The sequence below is a fragment of the Allobranchiibius huperziae genome (assembly GCF_013410455.1).
Lineage (GTDB): Bacteria > Actinomycetota > Actinomycetes > Actinomycetales > Dermatophilaceae > Allobranchiibius > Allobranchiibius huperziae.
In genome coordinates this window covers 2,843,551-2,858,675 of sequence record NZ_JACCFW010000001.1, presented here as the reverse complement: position 1 = coordinate 2,858,675, position 15,125 = coordinate 2,843,551, and the positions used below count along the sequence as shown (strand labels likewise).

Sequence of the window (15,125 nt, the reverse complement as noted above, 5' to 3'; positions counted from 1 at the left end):
GTGCTCCCCACCCGTTCGACGCCGTACGCCGCGGGCACCGCACGGCCGGTCACGCCGGTCTCGATCGCCGCGCGCCACCTGGCGCGGCTGGTGGAGCAGGCGGAGGCCGGATCGGTCGGGTCCGACCTCGGGCAGGAGTGGCTGCAGGAGCTGCGCGACTGCCGGGATCTGGTCGCGGGTCTGGACCCTTACCTCGAACGGTGCACCACGCCGGAGTCGGCGGACCTGCGGGCGCTCGCGCGGCGCACCGCGGAGGTCGACTGGGCGGGCGGTCCGGGAGCGGGCTACCTGGAGCAGGAGATGCTCTCCGGGCACGTCGAGGGGCAGCTGCTGAAGATGCTGGTCCACCTGACGCGTGCCGAACGGGTGCTGGAGATCGGGATGTTCACCGGGTACTCGGCGCTCGCGATGGCCGAGGCCCTCGGCCCGGACGGGCGGGTCGTGGCGTGCGAGATCGACGAGTACGTCGCCGCAATCGCCCGCGAGTGCCTCGCCTCCTCGGCGGAGGGGCACAAGGTGAGCGTGCGGGTCGGCCCCGCCCTGGACACCCTGGCCGAGCTTGCCCGTGCCGGCCAGCGCTTCGACCTGGTCTTCGTCGACGCGGACAAGGCCGGATACACCGGATATCTCAACACCGTGCTGGAGCTGGACCTCCTCAGCCCGCACGGCGTCGTCTGCGTGGACAACACCCTGCTGCAGGGCCAGCCGTACCTGGACGGCCCGCCCACCTCGAACGGGGAGGCCATCGCCGTCTTCAACCGGGAGGTCGCGCGCGACCCGCGCGTCGAGCAGGTGCTGGTGCCGCTGCGCGACGGGCTGACCGTCATCCGGCGCGTCGACCGGTGACGGCCGACCGCCATATCCACACCGAACACGAGGACACAGAGGAGTCGTGATGGACACCGTCGCCGTAGGACCGGTCGGTATGCGGGTGAGCGGCCTCTCACTCGTGGGCATCGACCCGGGCACGGTCGCGTCGTTGCAGGCCCTGCTCTCCGAGCACGGGGTGCTGGTGCTGCCCGACCAGGACATCGACGACGGCACCTTCGTCGCCTTCCTCCAGGCGTTCGGGCAGCTGACCTTCTCCACCGGTGAGACGCCGGTGCCGGGATGCGCGGACCTCAACCTGATCAGCAACGTGGGCCGCGCGGTGCCGCCGAAGAGCACCTTCCACGTCGACACGAGCTACGTCAGCCGGCCGCCCGCGTACACCGCACTGCGCGCCGTGCAGATCCCGCGCTCGGGAGGGCAGACCCTCTTCAGCAACCAGTACCGCGCGTACGACACCCTTCCCGATGAGGTCAAGGACAGGCTGCGGGGCCGCACCATCACCCACGTGGTCACCGGCCTGGATCTCGGCCCGGACGACGAGACGTCCGCCGAGCACCCGATCTTCCGCGAGCATCCGGTGTCCGGGCGCACATCGCTCTATCTGACCACCGCGGCCCGCTGCCGCTCGATCAGCGGGATGGGCGAGGACGAGACACGCGAGACGGTGCAGTACCTCCTGGAGCACTCCACGCGCGAGGAGAACCTCTACCGGCACGCGTGGTCGCCCGGGGATGTGGTCATGTGGGACAACGGCTGCGTGCTGCACCGCGCCGACCACGAGGGCGTCGTCGGCGACCGCGTGATGCACCGGGGCATGGTGGCGGACTACCCGCAACGGATCGCCGCGTGACCGGTGCGTCCCGCGCCACCCTCAAGACGCTCGGCATCCTGACGCTGCTGACGGCAGCGCTGCCACTCAACCTCGCGGTCACGGGCGTTCAGCTCGTACGTCGGCGGCGCGAGGACGTCGCCCCAGCACGGCCCGCGGTGAGCCGGACCATCCTGATCAGCGGCGGCAAGATGACCAAGGCTCTGGCGCTGGCCCGGGCCTTCCACCGCGCCGGACACCGCGTCGTCCTGGTCGAGACGCCGGCCTACCGCTACACCGGACACCGCTTCTCCCGTGCCGTCGACCGGTTCTACACCGTGCCTACGCCCGGCGGGCCCGACTACACCGACGCGCTGCTCGACATCGTGCGCTCCGAGGGCGTCGACGTCTACGTCCCAGTCTGCGCTCCGGCCGCGAGCTATCCGGACGCGGTCGCGGGACAGGCGCTGGCGGCGTACTGCGAGGTGCTGCACGGCACGCCGGAGGTCGTCGCGAGGCTGGACGACAAGTTCGAGTTCTCCGCGATGGCCACCGGGGTCGGCGTCACCGTGCCCGAGTGCCACCGGATCACGTCGGCGCAGCAGCTGCGCGACTTCGACTTCGCCTCGCGCGCAACGCCGTTCATCCTGAAGAACCTCGCCTACGACCCGGTCAACCGCCTCGACATGACCCGGCTGCCGACGGCGACCCCCGAGGAGCTGGAGGACTTCCTGGCGGGCAAGGACATCTCTGCGGCGAACCCGTGGATCCTGCAGGCGTTCGTCGCGGGGGATGAGTACTGCACGCACAGCACAGTGCGTGACGGGCGCGTGCAGGTCTACTGCTGCTGCCCGTCCTCGGCGTTCCAGATCAACTACGAGATGGTCGACAAGCCGGCGATCCGCGACTGGGTGACCCGCTTCGTCGGGTCTCACCGACTGACCGGCCAGGTCTCCTTCGACTTCATCGAGGCGCGCGACGGGCAGGTCTACGCCATCGAGTGCAACCCGCGGACGCACTCGGCGATCACGATGTTCTACAACCACCCGGAGCTCGCCGACGCCTATCTGCAGGACGGCCATCCGCTCGTGACACCCCTGCCGTCCAGCCGCCCGACCTACTGGATCTACCACGAGGTATGGCGGTTGATCACCCAGCCGCGTGCCGTCCCCGGCCGGCTGCGGACCATCGGGCGCGGCAAGGACGCCATCTTCGATGCGGCCGACCCGCTGCCGTTCCTGCTCGTGCACCACCTGCAGATCCCGTCGCTGCTGCTGCACAACCTCGTGCGGTTCAAGGACTGGATCCGCATCGATTTCAACATCGGCAAGCTGGTGCAGGCGGCGGGGGACTGATGACGCTACGCGTGCTGCACCTGGCGGGGTCGCCGGTGAGCGACTTCTACGCCGACCTGTCGCGTCTCTACGCCGCCGACGCCCTCGTCGCCACGGCCGATCCGGAGCGCTACGAGTTCGTTGCGGCGTACGTCGCGCCCGGGGGGCGGTGGTGCTTCCCGTCCGACCTGACCCCGGAGGCGATCGCTGCCGCGCCGTCGATGGAGGTGGGCGAGGCGCTCGCGCACCTCGCGTCGCTCGACCTCGACGTCGCGGTGCCGCAGCTGTTCTGCATCCCCGGGATGACGTCGTACCGCGCGCTGCTCGACGTGCTCGCCATCCCCTACGTCGGGAACACTCCGGATGCGATGGCGCTGGGCGCTCACAAGGCCCGCGCCCGGTCCGTCGTGGCAGCCGCGGGCGTGAGCGTGCCCGCGGGGGAGGTGCTGCGCATCGGCGAGCGGCCGAGCATCGCCCCGCCGGCCGTCGTCAAACCGGTCGACGCCGACAACTCTCTCGGCATCGGCCTGGTGCGCGAGAGCGACGAGTACGACGACGCGCTCGCCGCGGCCTTCGCCCACTCCGACGAAGTGCTCGTCGAGTCCTACGTCGAGCTCGGCCGCGAGGTCCGGGTCGGGCTGGTCGAGCGGAGCGGCGAGTTGGTCGGCCTGCCTTTGGAGGAGTACAGCGTCCACCCGGACACCAAGCCGATCCGCGACCACGCCGACAAGATCGGCGCAGGCGTGGAGGGCGGCCTGAAGCTGATGGCCAAGGACGCCGAGCACGCGTGGATCGTGGACGCCGCCGACCCGCTGACCGAACGGGTCCAGGAGGCCGCGCGCCGGTGCCACCGGGCGATGGGCGCCCGGTACTACAGCCTCTTCGACTTCCGCATCGACGAGCACGGCGAGCCGTGGTTCCTCGAGGCCGGTCTCTACTGCTCGTTCGCGCGGACCAGCGTGGTCGCGGTGATGGCCGCCGCGGCCGGCATCACGCTGCCGGACCTGTTCGCGACGGCCCTCGCCGAGACCCTGGACCACCCACGTCAGTAGGCGATCGGGCCGGTCCGGTCGTGGAACTCTCCCGTCGGGCCGTCCTGGTCGAGGGTGGCCAGCGCGACGGTGGCGTCGGTGCCCTCGGTGACGGTCTGGTGGCCGCTGTGCGCGTTGAAGTCGGTGTCGGTGTAGCCGGGATCGGAGACATTGACCCGCATCCCCGTGAGACTCTTCGCGTACTGCACGGTGAGGGCGATGACGGCGGCCTTGGACGCCGCGTACGGCACGGCCTGCACCGGGTACTCGTCGTGCGTGGGGTCCTGCAGGTAACGCGGCCACCCCACGCCCGAGGCGACGTTGACGATGACCGGGTTCGCGGATCGGCGCAGCAGCGGCAGTGCCGCCTGGGTGACGCGCACGATGCCGGTGACGTTGGTGTCGAGCACCGTGGCCATCGCGTCGGCGTTGAGGTCGTCGACGCCGTACGCCGTGCCGAGGATGCCGGCGTTGTTGATCAGCACGTCCAGTTGCGGCAGCTCGGCGAGCGCCGCCTGCACGGAGGCGCTGTCGGTGACGTCCAGCCGTACGACGTGGGCGCCGATCGAGCGCACGGCGTCGCCGGCGTCGGGGTTGCGCAGGCCGGCGTACACGGTGTGGCCCGCGTCGATGAGGCGTCGAGCGGTCTCCAGCCCGAGGCTGCGGCCGGCTCCTGTGATGAGTGTCGTTGTCATGCCTCCACGCTGCGGCCTTCGCTCGCGGCGTGGGTAGGCCCTGGCGGTACCAGTCAGGATCCCGTGACCGGGGCGCATGATGGAGAGCGTGGACGAGTTCGCCGAAGTGCTGCGCGCGTGGCGTGATCGGATCGGCCCGAGCGAGGTGGGCCTGCCCGCCGGCGCCAGGCGGCGCGCACCCGGTCTGCGCCGGGAGGAGCTGGCGACCCTGGCCGGAGTCAGCGTCGAGTACCTGGTGCGGCTGGAACAGGGCAGGGCCCGACACCCGTCGCCGCAGGTGATCGGCGCGCTGGCCCGGGCGCTGCGCCTCACCGACGGCGAGCGGGACCACCTCTACCGCGTCAGCGGTGCCGCGGTGCCGTCGCAGCGGCTGGTGTCCCAGCACATCGCACCCGGCGTGCAGCGCCTGCTCGACCGGCTCGGCGACGTCCCGATCGGGGTGCACTCCGCCGCGTGGGACCTGCTCTGGTGGAACCCGCTCTGGGCCGCGCTGACCGGGGATCCGTCCGGGCTGCGCGGGGTGGATCGCAACGTCGCCTGGCACCACTTCAGTCACGCGCCCGGGGTCATCGCGTTCGACGACCAGCACGCCGAGGAGTTCTCCGACGATCTCGCGGCGGATCTGCGCGAGGCCGCCGGCCGCTATCCGGACGATCCCGCGCTGGCCGCCCTCATCGCCCGGCTGCGCGCGGAGTGTCCCGACTTCGAGCGCCGCTGGAGCCGGGCGCACGTTGCGCGGCACCGGTCGAGCACCAAGACCGCGACGTCGACGCCGGTGGGTCCGATTGAGATCGACTGTGACGTCCTCACAGTGCCCGGCAGCGACCTGCGCATCGTGGTCTACACCGCGGCACCGGGCTCGCCCGACGCCTCCAAGCTCGCCCTGCTGAACGTGACCGGCACCCAGGCGCTGACGTCCTGACCGGACCCGCTGGCAGGTGGGCCGTGTGACGACGCCGTACGGTCCGAACTCGCGAACGAGCAGAAGGGCGTCGCGCGGTCCGGTGTGAGTGCCGGCGCAGGGTGCGAGCGAGCGCAACGGCGCCGCGCGGTCCGTTGTGGCGTGGGCGACTACTCGTCCGAGAGTGTCATCGACGACAACCGGCGACCGGCGAGGAAGACCCCGGCCAGCACGGCGATCAGCATCGTCAGCACGGCGTACCACCACGGCACGCCCTTCGCGTCGGAGGAGACCGTGGAGATGCTGTCGATCACCGAGGAACCCCAGGCCCGTGCCGACAGCCACTTCACCGGCCCGATCAGGGAGGAGAGGGTCGACTCCCAGACCAGCCAGTAGACGAGAGCGCCCACCACGCTGCGCTTCAGCAGCGTCGCGAGGACGATGAAGATCCCGACGTACGCCGTCCCGGACAGCAGCGCGCCGGCGAACGCCCCCAGCGCGATCCGGTCCGAGCCGCCCGCCAGGATCAGGCCCGCCAGACCGAGCGGGACCGCCGCGAACAGCACCACCGCGGCGAGGATCACGACGGCCTTGCTGGCCACGATCGCGATGCGCGGGACGGGCTTGCTCAGCAGGTAGATGATCGAGCCGTCGTCCAGCTCGGAGCTGATCAGGGTCGAGGTGGCGATGAGCGTGACGATCGGTACGACGACGCCGACGCCGAAGACCTTGAGGAAGCCGATCTTGTCGCCGGGGCCGAAGTCGGCGCCCGCGAGCGAGCGCAACAGCAGGGCCAGGAGCACCAGCAGCACGGGCAGGGCGAGCATCAGGTAGACGCGGGCACGGCCGACCAGGGAGCGGACGCCGAGGCGCAGGATGGCCGAGTTCATGCACCCACCAGGTAGCTGAAGACGCTCTCGAGCGACTCGTCGGTGGGTGTCAGCTCCAGGATCCGGATGCCGTGCTCGCGCGCGAGTCGCGGCACGACCCGCGCGAACCGGCCGGCGTCGTCGGACTCCACCTCGAGCAGCCCCTTGGTGCGCAGCCGCACGCCCCGTACGCAGTCGTCGCCCAGCAGGAGCCCGGCGAGCGCGCGCGGGTCCGAGCTGCGCACGACGTACTGGTTGGGGCGGTCGGTCATCAGTCGGCGGATCTCGGCGAAGTCGCCGGACGCCGCGTGCCGGCTGGCGACCACGACCTCCACCTGCCGCGCGATCTGCTCGACCTCTTCCAGGATGTGGGAGCTGAAGACGATCACCTTGCCGCCGTCGCCGTAGCGCTGCAGCAGCCCCATCATGTGGCGCCGCTGCACCGGATCCATGCCGTTGAACGGCTCGTCGAGCAGCAGCACGTCCGGGTCGTGCACCAGGGCGCTCGCCACCTTGATGCGCTGCCGCATGCCCTTGGAGTACGTCGAGATCCGGCGGTCGGCGGCGCCGGCCATGTCGACCTCGCCCACGGCGTACGCCGTCGCGGCGGCCGGGTCGGGGACCTGGTGCAGGTCGGCGTTGAGCCGGACGAACTGCGCGCCGGTGAGGAAGTCGTAGAGCGGCTCGGCCACCGGCACGAGCCCGATCCGCCGGTAGATCCGCACGTCGCCGCGGGTGGGCACCCCGTCGATGGTGACGCTTCCCTTGGACGGTGGCAGCAGCCCGGCCATCATCGACAGCAGGGTGGACTTGCCGGCTCCGTTGGGCCCGAGCAGACCGGTGATCCCCGGGCCGATGCTCATGGTCACGTCGTTGACGGCGACGACGTTGCCGTACCAGCGGGACACGTCGTGCAACAGCAGTTCGGTCACAGGGACGCCGCCTTCCGGGTGCGCCACATCAGCAGCAGGGTGGGCACGGCGATCCACAGCAGCGCCACCACCACGAAGAACGCGCCCCACCCGAACCCGTGCGGGCGCACGATCGTGTCGCTGGGGGTGGGCTGATGACAGATGACGGAGGTCAGGGAGGCCACGGCGGTGAACGGGTTGAACGCCGCGGCGATCTGGGCGGTGGTCGTACTGCCGGACGCGGAGCTGGCACCGAGTACGGCGGTCACCACGCCCGAGCTCACGAGGAGCACGGCGATGCCCGCGGCGACCGCGAGGCCGGCCCGGGTCGCCAGGGCGGCGATCAGGGCGCTCACGGCCGCCAGGATGAGCGCGAGCACCGTGATCCCGAACAGTGCGGAGAAGTAGTGCCGGGTGTGCTCGGCGTGGTCGAGGTCGGAGGTGAGGGCGACGGCGTACCAGATCGTGACGGGGACGACGATGACGGCGAAGAGCGCGGTCGCGAGCGCGGCGAGCCGCATCAGCACGTAGAGCGAGCGGGACAGCGGCCGGGCGAAGTAGAGCACGATCGTGCGGTAGCGCAGGTCGCGGGAGAAGAGCACCGGCGCCTGGGCGGCCGCGAAGATCGTGACGAGCAGCTGGGTCCAGTACGGCAGCCCGAAGTAGTTCGACAACGGGGCGAAGAGGTCGGCCTGGTCCGAGAGCGCCATCTTCTTCAGCTGCAGGATCAGCCCCGCGAGCACGACGGCGGGCAGCAGGATGAGCGCGGCCATCAGCCAGGGCACGATCTTGGACTTGCCGGACCGACCGAGCCCGAAACAGTTGCGCAGCGAGGTCACGTAGAGCGACGCGGCGATCGCCCCCGTCCCGCGGCGGCGGCCCTCGAACGAGCGGTAGCCGATGTCGTGGATGACACCGCGTCGACCCGCCGGGGTGCTCATCGCAGCCCTCCGGCTCTGTCGTTCGAAGCGGCACCGTCGTCTCTGCCCTCGATGGCGAAGACCTCCTCCAGGGTGTGGTGCACCTCGTGGATGCGCACCAGGCCCAGGTCCAGGTCGACCACCACGTCGCGGATCAGATCGAGGGTGGCCGGGTCCTCCACCCGCACCTCGATGCGCTCGCCGACCGGCCAGGCGCGTACGCCGTGCTCGACCAGCCGTTGTCCCACGGCGCGGTCGCTGCCGGGCGGCCCCAGCACCTCGACCAGCACGTTGCCGGTGGTGTGGGTCAGGTCCTGGGTGCTCGAGGCGCGCAGCAGGCGACCGCCGTCGATGACCACGATGTAGTCGGCGGTGCGCTCCAGTTCGCCGAGCAGGTGGCTGGTGACCACCACGGAGATGCCGAAGTCGTGGCCGATCCGGTCGATCAGCCCGAGCATGTCGTCGCGCGCGCGGGGGTCCAGCCCGTTGGTCGGCTCGTCCAGGAGCACCACCCGTGGGTCGTGCACGATCGCCTGGGCGAGCTTCGCGCGCTGGCGCATGCCCGTGGAGTAGCCGCCCATCGGGCGGTGTCGCTCCTCGTCGAGGCCGACGTGCCGCAGCGAGTCCGAGGTGCGCTCGCGGGCGGCGGCCCGGGGCAGGCCGGACATCATCGCCATGTGCAGGACGAAGTCGGCGGCGGTGACGTCCGCGGGCAGGCAGTCGTGCTCCGGCAGGTAACCGACCAGCTCCCGGATCCGGGCTCCCTCGGTGGCGGTGTCCATGCCGAGCACGCGCGCGGTGCCGGAGGTCGGGGGCAGCAGGCCGAGCAGCACCTTGATGAGAGTGGACTTCCCGGCGCCGTTCACCCCGACGACGCCGGTGATCCCCTCGGGGATCTGCACGCGCAGGTCGTCCAGCGCCCGCACCTTCGGGTACTGCACGAGGACCCCGTCGATGTCGATGACCCCCATGCGCTCACACGCTACGTGAGCAGGTCCGGCAGCGGGCGGGCTTACGCGGCGTACGACGTGCGGGAGGTCATATGCGGCCGCGGGCTGCTCGATTTGGAGCACTGCGGGGGGCTCTGGCAGACTGTCGGGGTTGCTTGACGCGCGGGCGTCGGGCGGTGCACGGCGCCGGTTCGTACCGGGATGTCGTTCGCACCGACCGGACCCGCCGCCCGAAAACGTACGACGTGCAGCCCAAGTGGCCGGCGCGTGACGGGTGAGGGAAGCGCAGGCGGGGTCCCACCGGATCCAAGACCACCCACGGGTAGCAGTTTCGTTCTAGGCGTGCATGCGGCGTAAGGGCGACACACCCGAGCGCGGGGGTCGGAGGAACGGCAGGGCACAACAGTTCTTTTCACAGCACGATGACGGCGAGAGAGAGACGCACTCAGATGGCGGGACAGAAGATCCGCATCCGGCTGAAGTCGTATGACCACGAGGTCATCGACAGCTCGGCGCGCAAGATTGTCGACACGGTGACCCGTGCCGGCGCAACGGTGGTCGGCCCCGTGCCGTTGCCGACGGAGAAGAACGTCTTCTGCGTCATCCGTTCGCCGCACAAGTACAAGGACAGCCGCGAGCACTTCGAGATGCGCACGCACAAGCGGCTCATCGACATCATCGACCCGACCCCGAAGGCCGTCGACTCGCTCATGCGACTCGACCTGCCGGCGGACGTCAACATCGAGATCAAGCTCTAGATCGGTAGGTGACTCATCCATGACACACACGACTGAGCGCTCCGTGAAGGGCGTCCTCGGCAAGAAGCTCGGCATGACCCAGATCTGGGATGCCGACAACCGACTCATCCCGGTCACCGTGGTCGAAGCCGGCCCCTGCGTCGTGACGCAGGTACGCGGTGACGGCGAGGGTTACCACGCGGTGCAGCTCGCCTACGGCGAGATCGACCCGCGCAAGGTGACCAAGCCGATGCTGGGTCACTTCGAGAAGGCCGGGGTCACCCCCCGTCGCCACCTCGTGGAGATCCGCACCGCGGACGCGGCCGACTACCAGCTCGGCCAGGACGTCACCGCGGAGACCTTCGGCGACGGACAGGTGGTCGACGTGATCGGCCGCACCAAGGGCAAGGGCTTCGCCGGCGTCATGAAGCGTCACGGCTTCCACGGCGTGAGCTCCTCGCACGGCGCGCACAAGAACCACCGCAAGCCGGGCTCGATCGGTGGCTGCGCCACCCCGGGCCGTGTCTTCAAGGGCATGCGGATGGCCGGCCGGATGGGCGGCGAGCGCCAGACCACCCAGAACCTGACCATTCACGCGGTCGACGCCGAGCGCGGCGTACTGCTCATCAAGGGTGCCGTCCCCGGCCCCAAGGGTGGGTTGGTGCTGGTGCGCACTGCGGCCAAGTCGACCGAGAAAGGCGCCTGAGGCCGATGACTTCCGTTGACATCCAGACTCCCGCCGGCGCGACCGACGGCACCGTCGAGCTGCCCGCCGAGATCTTCGACGTGGCGACCAACGTGCCGCTGATCCACCAGGTCGTCGTCGCGCAGCTCGCTGCCGCACGGCAGGGCACGCACTCCACCAAGACCCGCGGCGAAGTCCGCGGTGGTGGCCGCAAGCCCTACGCCCAGAAGGGCACCGGCCGCGCGCGTCAGGGTTCCACTCGTGCGCCGCAGTTCGCCGGTGGTGGCGTCGTCCACGGCCCGCAGCCGCGCGACTACAGCCAGCGCACCCCGAAGAAGATGAAGGCCGCCGCCCTGCGCGGTGCCCTCTCCGACCGGGCGCGCCACGGCCGCATCCACGTCTACACCGGACTGGTCGAGGGCGACGTGCCCTCCACCCGCACGGCTGCGACGCTGCTCGGCAACGTGAGCGAGCGCAAGAACCTGCTCGTGGTGCTCAGCCGTGACGAGCGCAACGCGCTCCTCTCGGTGCGCAACCTGGAAGCCGTGCACACGCTGTACGCCGACCAGCTCAACACCTACGACGTGCTCTGCGCCGATGACCTGGTCTTCACCAAGGCCGCGCTCGATGCGTTCCTCGCCGGACCGCTGCAGGCCGCCAAGCTCACCACGCAGGAGGACGCGAAGTGACCAGCCGGATCCACATCAAGGACCCCCGCGACATCCTGCTGAAGCCGGTCGTCTCGGAGAAGTCGTACGCCCTGATGGACGAGGGCAAGTACACCTTCGTGGTCGACCCGCGTGCCAACAAGACCGAGATCAAGATCGCCGTCGAGAAGGTCTTCGACGTCAAGGTCTCCTCGGTCCACACGCTGAACCGCAAGGGCAAGACGCGTCGTACCAAGGCCGGCCTCGGCAAGCGCAAGGACACCAAGCGCGCGATCGTCTCCCTCAAGGAAGGTGCGATCGACATCTTCGGTGAGGTCGGCACTGCCGGCTGACCCGCGAGACATGTTGTCGCACATAGGACTTAGAGGGACAAGGACGTAAGGACGTAAGTATGGCTATCCGCAAGTACAAGCCGACGACGCCAGGCCGGCGTGGGTCGAGCGTGGCGGACTTCGTCGAGGTGACGCGCTCGACACCGGAGAAGTCTCTGGTGCGCCCGCTCGCCAAGACCGGCGGTCGCAACTCCTCGGGGCGCATCACCACCCGGCACATCGGTGGCGGTCACAAGCGCGCCTACCGGGTGATCGACTTCCGTCGCTCCGACAAGGACGGCATCCCCGCCAAGGTCGCGCACATCGAGTACGACCCGAACCGCACGGCGCGCATCGCGCTGCTGCACTACGCCGACGGCGAGAAGCGCTACATCGTGGCGCCGAACCGCCTCAGCCAGGGCGACCTGGTCGAGAACGGTCCGTCGGCCGACATCAAGCCCGGCAACAACCTGCCGCTGCGCAACATCCCGACCGGTACGGTCCTGCACTGCATCGAGCTGCGGCCCGGTGGCGGTGCGAAGATCGCCCGCTCGGCCGGTGCCCGCGTGCAGCTCGTCGCCAAGGACGGCCCGTACGCACAGCTGCGGATGCCGTCCGGTGAGATCCGCAACGTCGACGTCCGCTGCCGCGCCACGATCGGCGAGGTCGGCAACGCCGAGCAGAGCAACATCAACTGGGGCAAGGCCGGCCGGATGCGCTGGAAGGGCAAGCGCCCGACCGTCCGCGGTGTCGCGATGAACCCCGTGGACCACCCGCATGGTGGTGGTGAGGGCAAGACCTCCGGTGGTCGCCACCCGGTCAGCCCGTGGGGACAGGCCGAGGGCCGTACCCGCCGCCCCAACAAGGAGAGCGACAAGCTCATCGTGCGTCGCCGTCGAAAGAAGCGATAAGACATGCCACGTAGCCTGAAAAAGGGTCCCTTCGTCGACGACCACCTTCAGAAGAAGGTCGATGTCCAGAACGAAGCCGGCACCAAGAACGTCATCAAGACCTGGTCCCGCCGGTCGATGATCACCCCCGACATGCTCGGCCACACCCTGGCCGTGCACGACGGTCGCAAGCACGTCCCGGTCTTCGTGACCGAGTCGATGGTCGGCCACAAGCTCGGGGAGTTCGCACCGACTCGCACCTTCAAGGGTCACGAGAAGGACGACCGGAAGGGGCGCCGCCGCTGACGCGGGGGGATCACCGATGACGAATACAGAGACGATTTCCGAAGGGAGCGCGATGCAGGCCACAGCCTCGGCCCGGTACGTCCGGGTCACGCCGCAGAAGGCCCGACGAGTCGTGGACATGATCCGCGGCAAGCAGGCCGGCGAAGCCATCGCCGTGCTCACCTTCGCGCCGCAGACGGCGAGCGAGCCGGTGCTGAAGGTGCTTCGCAGCGCCATCGCCAACGCCCGCGTCACCGCCGACAAGCACTCGCAGGCATTCGACGAGCGCACCCTCGTGGTCAGCGCCGCGTACGTCGACGAGGGCCCCACGATGAAGCGGTTCCGCCCGCGTGCCCAGGGTCGGGCCAGCCAGATCCTCAAGCGCAGCAGCCACATCACCGTGCAGGTCACCCAGCCGGATTCGCAGGAAGGACGGCGATAACCATGGGTCAGAAGGTCAACCCGAACGGTTTCCGCCTCGGCATCACCACCGAGCACAAGAGCCGCTGGTACGCCGACAGCAACAAGGCCGGCCAGCGCTACCGCGACTACGTCAAGGAAGACGTGGCCATCCGTCGCCTCATGTCCAAGGGCATGGAGCGCGCGGGCATCAGCCGCGTCGACATCGAGCGCACCCGTGACCGGGTCCGCATCGACATCCACACCGCGCGTCCCGGCATCGTCATCGGTCGCCGCGGCGCCGAGGCCGACCGGCTGCGTGGCGAGCTGGAGAAGCTCACCGCCAAGCAGGTGCAGCTGAACATCCTCGAGGTCAAGAACCCCGAGGCCGACGCTCAGCTGGTCGCGCAGGGCATCGCCGAGCAGCTGTCGGCGCGGGTGAACTTCCGTCGTGCGATGCGCAAGGGCATGCAGTCCAGCCAGCGCGCCGGTGCCAAGGGCATCCGGGTGATGGTCTCCGGTCGTCTGAACGGCGCCGAGATGAGCCGCACCGAGTTCTACCGCGAGGGCCGCGTCCCGCTGCACACGCTGCGCGCGAACATCGACTACGGCTTCTACGAGGCCAAGACGACGTTCGGTCGCATCGGCGTGAAGGTCTGGATCTACAACGGTGACCTCACCGCCAAGGAACTGGCACGCGAGCAGGCCGCCGCGCCGTCGCGTCCGGCCCACCGGCGTGACGACCGTGGTCCGCGCACCGACCGTGGTGGCGACCGGGGCGCGAGCCGTCCCCGTCGTGACGACGCGCCGGCTGCCGGGCAGAGCGCTGCCCCCGCGACCGACGCACCCGCGCCGACCGCCGAGGGGGTGCAGGCCTGATGTTGATTCCCCGTCGTGTGAAGCACCGCAAGCAGCACCACCCGGGTCGCAGCGGCGCCGCCAAGGGCGGCACCCGCGTCACGTTCGGTGACTTCGGCATCCAGGCTCTCGAGCCCGCCTACGTCACCAACCGGCAGATCGAGTCCGCTCGTATCGCCATGACCCGCTACATCAAGCGAGGCGGAAAGGTGTGGATCAACATCTACCCCGACCGCCCGCTGACCAAGAAGCCGGCCGAGACCCGGATGGGTTCCGGTAAGGGTTCGCCCGAGTGGTGGATCGCCAACGTCAAGCCCGGACGCGTGATGTTCGAGCTGTCCGGTGTGTCCGAAGACGTCGCACGCGAGGCCATGCGCCTGGCGATGCACAAGTTGCCGATGAAGTGCCGCTTCGTCGCACGTGAAGGTGGTGACTTCTGATGGCTACCGGTTCCAAGGACCTCATGCCGAAGGCGCTGCGTGAGTTCGACGACGCGCGTCTCGACGAAGAGTTGGGCAAGGCCAAGCAGGAGCTGTTCAATCTGCGGTTCCAGTCCGCGACCGGCCAGCTGGAGAACAACTCCCGGCTGCGCGCGGTCCGCAAGGACATCGCCCGGCTCTACACCGAGATGCGTGAGCGCGAGCTCGGCATCGGCCAGGCGCCCACCGACGAGTCCCCCTCGAAGGTGAGCTGACATGAGCGAGAACACGCAGGAGAAGACCGTGACCGATGACGATCGCAACTACCGCAAGACGCGGCAGGGCTACGTCGTGAGCGACAAGATGGACAAGACCGTCGTGGTCGAGGTCGAGGACCGCGTCAAGCACGCGCTCTACGGCAAGGTCATCCGTCGCACCACGAAGATCAAGGCGCACGACGAGACCAACGACTGTGGTGTCGGCGACCGCGTCCAGATCATGGAGACCCGCCCGTTGTCAGCGCACAAGCACTGGCGCATCGTGCAGATCCTCGAACGAGCGAAGTAACCCAAAAACCACTAGTTCCGCAAGGCTCACCGCTGCGCGGTGAGAACCAGTGAGAC

21 protein-coding genes are annotated in these 15,125 nt (G+C 69.5%); 16 read left to right on the top strand and 5 right to left on the bottom strand.

Annotated elements, in window-relative coordinates:
- The 4 genes from HNR15_RS18875 to HNR15_RS13475 are packed head-to-tail and all read left to right on the top strand — an operon-like array spanning window position 1 to window position 4,025.
- Window positions 1–846 carry a class I SAM-dependent methyltransferase gene (locus tag HNR15_RS18875; protein ID WP_179482604.1) on the top strand — a complete coding sequence of 282 codons (846 nt, stop codon included), beginning with the start codon at window positions 1–3 and terminating at the stop codon, window positions 844–846.
- A gap of 49 nt (window positions 847–895) precedes the next feature.
- Window positions 896–1,681, top strand: coding sequence for a TauD/TfdA dioxygenase family protein (locus HNR15_RS13485; RefSeq protein ID WP_179482602.1), 786 nt, complete (start codon window positions 896–898; stop codon window positions 1,679–1,681).
- Window positions 1,678–2,994, top strand: coding sequence for an ATP-grasp domain-containing protein (locus HNR15_RS13480; RefSeq protein WP_179482599.1), 1,317 nt, complete (start codon window positions 1,678–1,680; stop codon window positions 2,992–2,994). The genes HNR15_RS13485 and HNR15_RS13480 overlap by 4 nt, the downstream gene beginning before the upstream one ends.
- Window positions 2,994–4,025, top strand: a complete 1,032-nt coding sequence (locus tag HNR15_RS13475) for a D-alanine--D-alanine ligase family protein (protein WP_218883734.1) — start codon at window positions 2,994–2,996, stop codon at window positions 4,023–4,025. The genes HNR15_RS13480 and HNR15_RS13475 overlap by 1 nt, the downstream gene beginning before the upstream one ends.
- Here the strand turns inward: HNR15_RS13475 and HNR15_RS13470 are convergent.
- On the bottom strand, window positions 4,019–4,699 hold the full coding sequence (locus HNR15_RS13470) for an SDR family NAD(P)-dependent oxidoreductase (protein WP_179482597.1): 681 nt from the start codon (window positions 4,697–4,699) through the stop codon (window positions 4,019–4,021). The two genes, HNR15_RS13475 and HNR15_RS13470, sit on opposite strands and share 7 nt — an antisense overlap.
- 79 nt (window positions 4,700–4,778) lie before the next feature.
- Here HNR15_RS13470 and HNR15_RS13465 point away from each other — a divergent pair, with 79 nt between their 5' ends.
- Window positions 4,779–5,621: a helix-turn-helix transcriptional regulator gene (locus HNR15_RS13465; protein ID WP_179483776.1), complete on the top strand. Its 843-nt coding sequence runs from the start codon at window positions 4,779–4,781 to the stop codon at window positions 5,619–5,621.
- 149 nt (window positions 5,622–5,770) lie between these two features.
- Here HNR15_RS13465 and HNR15_RS13460 read toward each other — a convergent pair whose 3' ends face one another.
- Genes HNR15_RS13460 through HNR15_RS13445 form a run of 4 tightly spaced genes read right to left on the bottom strand, consistent with a single transcriptional unit; the run spans window position 5,771 to window position 9,271 of the window.
- Entirely contained in the window at window positions 5,771–6,490 is a 720-nt protein-coding gene (locus tag HNR15_RS13460; RefSeq protein ID WP_179482595.1) for an ABC transporter permease, read from the bottom strand.
- Complete coding sequence (locus HNR15_RS13455; RefSeq protein WP_179482593.1) at window positions 6,487–7,401, bottom strand: ATP-binding cassette domain-containing protein; 915 nt, start codon at window positions 7,399–7,401, stop codon at window positions 6,487–6,489. Before HNR15_RS13455 ends, HNR15_RS13460 begins: the two co-directional genes overlap by 4 nt.
- Window positions 7,398–8,321: an ABC transporter permease gene (locus tag HNR15_RS13450; protein ID WP_179482591.1), complete on the bottom strand. Its 924-nt coding sequence runs from the start codon at window positions 8,319–8,321 to the stop codon at window positions 7,398–7,400. Before HNR15_RS13450 ends, HNR15_RS13455 begins: the two co-directional genes overlap by 4 nt.
- Window positions 8,318–9,271, bottom strand: coding sequence for an ABC transporter ATP-binding protein (locus tag HNR15_RS13445; RefSeq protein WP_179482589.1), 954 nt, complete (start codon window positions 9,269–9,271; stop codon window positions 8,318–8,320). Before HNR15_RS13445 ends, HNR15_RS13450 begins: the two co-directional genes overlap by 4 nt.
- Before the next feature lie 428 nt (window positions 9,272–9,699).
- Here HNR15_RS13445 and rpsJ point away from each other — a divergent pair, with 428 nt between their 5' ends.
- From rpsJ to rpsQ, 11 genes are read left to right on the top strand one after another with little or no spacing between them, the layout of a single operon-like run.
- Complete coding sequence (rpsJ, locus tag HNR15_RS13440; RefSeq protein ID WP_012867945.1) at window positions 9,700–10,008, top strand: 30S ribosomal protein S10; 309 nt, start codon at window positions 9,700–9,702, stop codon at window positions 10,006–10,008.
- A gap of 19 nt (window positions 10,009–10,027) precedes the next feature.
- On the top strand, window positions 10,028–10,693 hold the full coding sequence (rplC, locus tag HNR15_RS13435) for a 50S ribosomal protein L3 (RefSeq protein ID WP_179482587.1): 666 nt from the start codon (window positions 10,028–10,030) through the stop codon (window positions 10,691–10,693).
- A 5-nt stretch (window positions 10,694–10,698) separates the two neighbouring features.
- Window positions 10,699–11,361, top strand: coding sequence for a 50S ribosomal protein L4 (gene rplD, locus HNR15_RS13430; RefSeq protein WP_179482585.1), 663 nt, complete (start codon window positions 10,699–10,701; stop codon window positions 11,359–11,361).
- A complete protein-coding gene (gene rplW, locus HNR15_RS13425) occupies window positions 11,358–11,672 on the top strand; it encodes a 50S ribosomal protein L23 (RefSeq protein WP_233766987.1) in 315 nt (104 codons plus the stop codon). The genes rplD and rplW overlap by 4 nt, the downstream gene beginning before the upstream one ends.
- Before the next feature lie 59 nt (window positions 11,673–11,731).
- Complete coding sequence (gene rplB, locus HNR15_RS13420) at window positions 11,732–12,562, top strand: 50S ribosomal protein L2 (RefSeq protein WP_179482583.1); 831 nt, start codon at window positions 11,732–11,734, stop codon at window positions 12,560–12,562.
- Between the two features lie 3 nt (window positions 12,563–12,565).
- The gene (gene rpsS, locus HNR15_RS13415; protein ID WP_179482581.1) at window positions 12,566–12,847 is read left to right on the top strand and encodes a 30S ribosomal protein S19; all 282 of its coding nucleotides are present in this window, start codon (window positions 12,566–12,568) and stop codon (window positions 12,845–12,847) included.
- A 52-nt stretch (window positions 12,848–12,899) separates the two neighbouring features.
- Window positions 12,900–13,268, top strand: a complete 369-nt coding sequence (rplV, locus tag HNR15_RS13410) for a 50S ribosomal protein L22 (RefSeq protein WP_179482579.1) — start codon at window positions 12,900–12,902, stop codon at window positions 13,266–13,268.
- Window positions 13,269–13,270: 2 nt separating this feature from the next.
- Window positions 13,271–14,104: a 30S ribosomal protein S3 gene (gene rpsC / locus HNR15_RS13405; RefSeq protein WP_179482577.1), complete on the top strand. Its 834-nt coding sequence runs from the start codon at window positions 13,271–13,273 to the stop codon at window positions 14,102–14,104.
- A complete protein-coding gene (gene rplP / locus HNR15_RS13400) occupies window positions 14,104–14,523 on the top strand; it encodes a 50S ribosomal protein L16 (RefSeq protein ID WP_179482575.1) in 420 nt (139 codons plus the stop codon). The genes rpsC and rplP overlap by 1 nt, the downstream gene beginning before the upstream one ends.
- Window positions 14,523–14,777, top strand: coding sequence for a 50S ribosomal protein L29 (gene rpmC / locus HNR15_RS13395; protein WP_179482572.1), 255 nt, complete (start codon window positions 14,523–14,525; stop codon window positions 14,775–14,777). Before rplP ends, rpmC begins: the two co-directional genes overlap by 1 nt.
- A 1-nt stretch (window position 14,778) precedes the next feature.
- Window positions 14,779–15,069 carry a 30S ribosomal protein S17 gene (gene rpsQ / locus HNR15_RS13390; RefSeq protein WP_179482570.1) on the top strand — a complete coding sequence of 97 codons (291 nt, stop codon included), beginning with the start codon at window positions 14,779–14,781 and terminating at the stop codon, window positions 15,067–15,069.
- Window positions 15,070–15,125 lie beyond the last annotated feature (56 nt).

What these genes read in the sequence shown, in the direction of transcription:
- HNR15_RS13485 (WP_179482602.1), top strand. Translation starts at nt 896, where the DNA reads ATGGACACCGTCGCCGTAGGACCGGTCGGTATGCGGGTGAGCGGCCTC.
- HNR15_RS13475 (WP_218883734.1), top strand. Translation starts at nt 2,994, where the DNA reads ATGACGCTACGCGTGCTGCACCTGGCGGGGTCGCCGGTGAGCGACTTC.
- HNR15_RS13470 (WP_179482597.1), bottom strand. Translation starts at nt 4,699, where the DNA reads ATGACAACGACACTCATCACAGGAGCCGGCCGCAGCCTCGGGCTGGAG.
- HNR15_RS13465 (WP_179483776.1), top strand. Translation starts at nt 4,779, where the DNA reads ATGGAGAGCGTGGACGAGTTCGCCGAAGTGCTGCGCGCGTGGCGTGAT.
- HNR15_RS13460 (WP_179482595.1), bottom strand. Translation starts at nt 6,490, where the DNA reads ATGAACTCGGCCATCCTGCGCCTCGGCGTCCGCTCCCTGGTCGGCCGT.
- HNR15_RS13450 (WP_179482591.1), bottom strand. Translation starts at nt 8,321, where the DNA reads ATGAGCACCCCGGCGGGTCGACGCGGTGTCATCCACGACATCGGCTAC.
- HNR15_RS13445 (WP_179482589.1), bottom strand. Translation starts at nt 9,271, where the DNA reads ATGGGGGTCATCGACATCGACGGGGTCCTCGTGCAGTACCCGAAGGTG.
- rpsJ (WP_012867945.1), top strand. Translation starts at nt 9,700, where the DNA reads ATGGCGGGACAGAAGATCCGCATCCGGCTGAAGTCGTATGACCACGAG.
- rplC (WP_179482587.1), top strand. Translation starts at nt 10,028, where the DNA reads ATGACACACACGACTGAGCGCTCCGTGAAGGGCGTCCTCGGCAAGAAG.
- rplD (WP_179482585.1), top strand. Translation starts at nt 10,699, where the DNA reads ATGACTTCCGTTGACATCCAGACTCCCGCCGGCGCGACCGACGGCACC.
- rplB (WP_179482583.1), top strand. Translation starts at nt 11,732, where the DNA reads ATGGCTATCCGCAAGTACAAGCCGACGACGCCAGGCCGGCGTGGGTCG.
- rpsS (WP_179482581.1), top strand. Translation starts at nt 12,566, where the DNA reads ATGCCACGTAGCCTGAAAAAGGGTCCCTTCGTCGACGACCACCTTCAG.
- rplV (WP_179482579.1), top strand. Translation starts at nt 12,900, where the DNA reads ATGCAGGCCACAGCCTCGGCCCGGTACGTCCGGGTCACGCCGCAGAAG.
- rpsC (WP_179482577.1), top strand. Translation starts at nt 13,271, where the DNA reads ATGGGTCAGAAGGTCAACCCGAACGGTTTCCGCCTCGGCATCACCACC.
- rplP (WP_179482575.1), top strand. Translation starts at nt 14,104, where the DNA reads ATGTTGATTCCCCGTCGTGTGAAGCACCGCAAGCAGCACCACCCGGGT.
- rpmC (WP_179482572.1), top strand. Translation starts at nt 14,523, where the DNA reads ATGGCTACCGGTTCCAAGGACCTCATGCCGAAGGCGCTGCGTGAGTTC.
- rpsQ (WP_179482570.1), top strand. Translation starts at nt 14,779, where the DNA reads ATGAGCGAGAACACGCAGGAGAAGACCGTGACCGATGACGATCGCAAC.